The following is a 2,820-nucleotide window of genomic DNA, read 5'->3' as shown; positions in this document are numbered from 1 at the left end:
CGTAACCGGTAAACCACCGGTACCTCCTTTTAATTAAGTCACGCCCGTAGTCGTGACATTTACTTCATTGGTTTTCTGCACTCAGCTGGTAATTCATCTGACCAAGGAAGAAGTTCTTCTAGGAAGCTTCGATCCGTATCATCCATGTGATCAGGAATTACTGTGAGTAAGTGTTTGAAATACTCATAAGGCTTCAAGTGGTTTGCCTTTGCTGTTTCAGCAATACTGTAAGCGATTGCACTGGACTTAGCGCCTGCAACAGTATCAATCATCACCCAGTTCTTCTTGCCTATGCAGAAGCCACGGATAGATTGTTCAGCAGCATTGTTATCCATTGGAACATCGCCATCTTCCAAGAATACCTTGAGATACTTTTCTTGATTAATAGAGTATTGCAAACCTTTATAAGTTTTACTTCCGTTTAATAGATTCGGTTCAACCTTATGAACCCACGCAAAGTAGGCCTCTACAAGAGGCTTCACAACCAACTGCCGTTGCTCCAAACGTTCTTCAGAAGAGAGGTCCGCAAGTTTCTTCTCTTCGCGATAGATGGCTTGAATCAATTTCAAAGCCTTATTCGCGGTGCAGGACTTTTGCTTATCCTTTGATGTTGCCTTTAACGCTTCATCAAACTTGCGTCTAGCGTGTGCCCAGCATCCTGCAATAACCAGGTCTTCGCGCTCGCTTTCGATGGTGTGGTACACTTGGTAGCCATCGGTTACACAAACGCCTTTGAAATCCTTGAGAAATTCTCTTGGATGGTCAGACTTACGAGTCTTCTGGTAATCATAGATTACGATGGGCTTATCTTGGTACATCTTACCGGTTCGATAAACCCACATGTAACTCTTAGAACCAGCGTCTCTTCCGTCTTTATTAACGAGACAAGGTGTCTCATCTGCCTGAATGACATGATAATCATACAGGCGCTGATGAAGATAATCATAGATAACCGCAAGGTATCGGTCGGCACACTGGATGACCCAGTTTGCCATAGTCTGTCTCGAGATGTTGATGCCAGCTCGATGATACTCTGCTTCGATACGATACAGAGGCATTGCATTTACATACTTTGCATTACAGATGCCGGCAACCGTACTTGCAGAAGCAAGGCTGTTTCGAAGCAATTGCTTTGGATGATTCGCTTTTATCATGCGTTCTGTCTTGGCACCGGAATAAACAGCAACCCGATGTTCCTCGACCGATACTGATGCAGGCGTATATTTATAGCGCTTATAAACTTCATCAGGAAGACGCTTCCAGGATTCATCTCCGAAGAAGGCATGTAATTCTTCCTCTGACATCTCATGAAAGATTTGTTCAACAGGAAGACCTTTGATATCTTCTTCCTTTTTGCCTTTGGACTTCTTGCGAGTTGTAGTAACAAGCTCTGGTTCGTCTTCGTCATAGAATTCCTCGGCAATGGCCTCTGCCTCGTTGAAGATGATTTCTCCATCCTCAATGGTAAAGGAAATCTGGTTGGATAACTCAGATTTCTCAGAGGAACGGCCAAAGCGATGGCGATTCATATCGGCCATCTGCTCCAACATCAGCTGCATCTTGTTATCAATAGATTCAAGCTGATCCTGTAGTGATAAAAACAGCTGTATCAGTGTCGCCTTATCGAGATTATTCAGTTGTTCTTCTGTGAATCTTACTGACATAATAGCTCCATTTCTTATGGAACTATTATACCGAAAACACAGTATTTTAGCGAATTACAAGCACTCCGCAATTCGTCAAAGTGCCTATAGATGTAAGCTTCACATGTTTGATATATGAAAGCCTAATGAATAGGCTATTCAATCGTGATAATGGTATTTACAGAGGGTTATGGCTGCTATATAGGCGATAGAAAGCATTCTATTTCCCGTAAAATCAAGGATTTTAATCTCTTGATAACAGTAGCAAAAATTCTCTGTTTTACACAAAACTATGCGATTTCTTTCGAACCCGAAAGTTCTGAAATCGGATGTTTTGCAACTACAGACAAGCCGCTCATTAGGTTACGGTATTGTTCTTCCGTAATACTGAGCGCTTCGCTGGTAGTTCTTGGCCAGGCAAAGGCACCAACTTCCAATCGTTTGTACAGAAGGAGAAATCCATCACCTTCCCAAACAAGGCCTTTAATCTTGGTTGCTTTACGACCACAGAATAAAAACAAAGTGTCTTTATCAAATGGATCAAGTTGAAAGTGTGTCTTCACACAAGACGCAAGCCCATCAATGCCCTGGCGTAAATCTGTATATCCAGTTGCAATGTAAACCTTTTTGAAGGCTGTTGTATCATTTAGCATGACTGGCCACCTCAATCAGTTTCAAAAGAAACTGTTCAGAGATATCTTCAGAGATTTCGATGCGAGCATTGCCACACTGGATAGCAGCAACTCCAGAAGAAGCAGTTGCTGGAATTGAACTCGCCGCAGGGGACAACTCGACAAAAGCCGGTTGTGTAACTAGGGCATGACTTGTTTCTGCTGCCGGTGTTTCCGTGACTTGCTCCAAGGAATCAAGGTAATGCGCTTGAACCTTGCGAAGATGACTGTAAAAAGTTGCACGATTGATTCCGTGTAATTCAAGCCATTCAGTGCCTGTCATGTCGGCCGGACGAGATTTGTAAGCTTCAACTTCAGCAATCCATTTCTGAAGTCGCATGTTTTGTTTAATTGTTGTTGGATTGTTCATCTGATAACCTCCCGTAGTTCATAGACTATATGGACTCTATAGAGTATATGGAGTCTATAGACTCTATAAAGTTTAACTACAGGAATTATCTCAAATGAACATGCTAGTTACGAGGTACCGATGGTTTACCGGTTAC

At 42.5% G+C, this 2,820-nt stretch carries 3 protein-coding genes; all 3 read right to left on the bottom strand.

What is annotated here, in order from left to right; genetic code table 11:
• Positions 1 to 59 precede the first annotated feature (59 nt).
• Positions 60 to 1,664, bottom strand: coding sequence for an IS66 family transposase (tnpC, locus tag BLS20_RS13460; protein WP_090174856.1), 1,605 nt, complete (start codon positions 1,662 to 1,664; stop codon positions 60 to 62).
• A 269-nt stretch (positions 1,665 to 1,933) separates the two neighbouring features.
• Positions 1,934 to 2,296, bottom strand: a complete 363-nt coding sequence (tnpB, locus tag BLS20_RS13455; protein ID WP_090174855.1) for an IS66 family insertion sequence element accessory protein TnpB — start codon at positions 2,294 to 2,296, stop codon at positions 1,934 to 1,936.
• Positions 2,286 to 2,684: a hypothetical protein gene (locus BLS20_RS13450; RefSeq protein ID WP_090174854.1), complete on the bottom strand. Its 399-nt coding sequence runs from the start codon at positions 2,682 to 2,684 to the stop codon at positions 2,286 to 2,288. The genes tnpB and BLS20_RS13450 overlap by 11 nt, the downstream gene beginning before the upstream one ends.
• Positions 2,685 to 2,820: the final 136 nt, after the last annotated feature.

The organism is Eubacterium oxidoreducens (assembly GCF_900104415.1).
GTDB lineage: Bacteria > Bacillota > Clostridia > Lachnospirales > Lachnospiraceae > Eubacterium_C > Eubacterium_C oxidoreducens.
Note: the sequence above shows the minus strand (reverse complement) of the source record. Positions and strands in the feature narration are given on the sequence as shown.

Coding starts and splice junctions, on each gene's coding strand:
- tnpC (WP_090174856.1), bottom strand. CDS start 1,664: ATGTCAGTAAGATTCACAGAAGAACAACTGAATAATCTCGATAAGGCG.
- tnpB (WP_090174855.1), bottom strand. CDS start 2,296: ATGCTAAATGATACAACAGCCTTCAAAAAGGTTTACATTGCAACTGGA.
- BLS20_RS13450 (WP_090174854.1), bottom strand. CDS start 2,684: ATGAACAATCCAACAACAATTAAACAAAACATGCGACTTCAGAAATGG.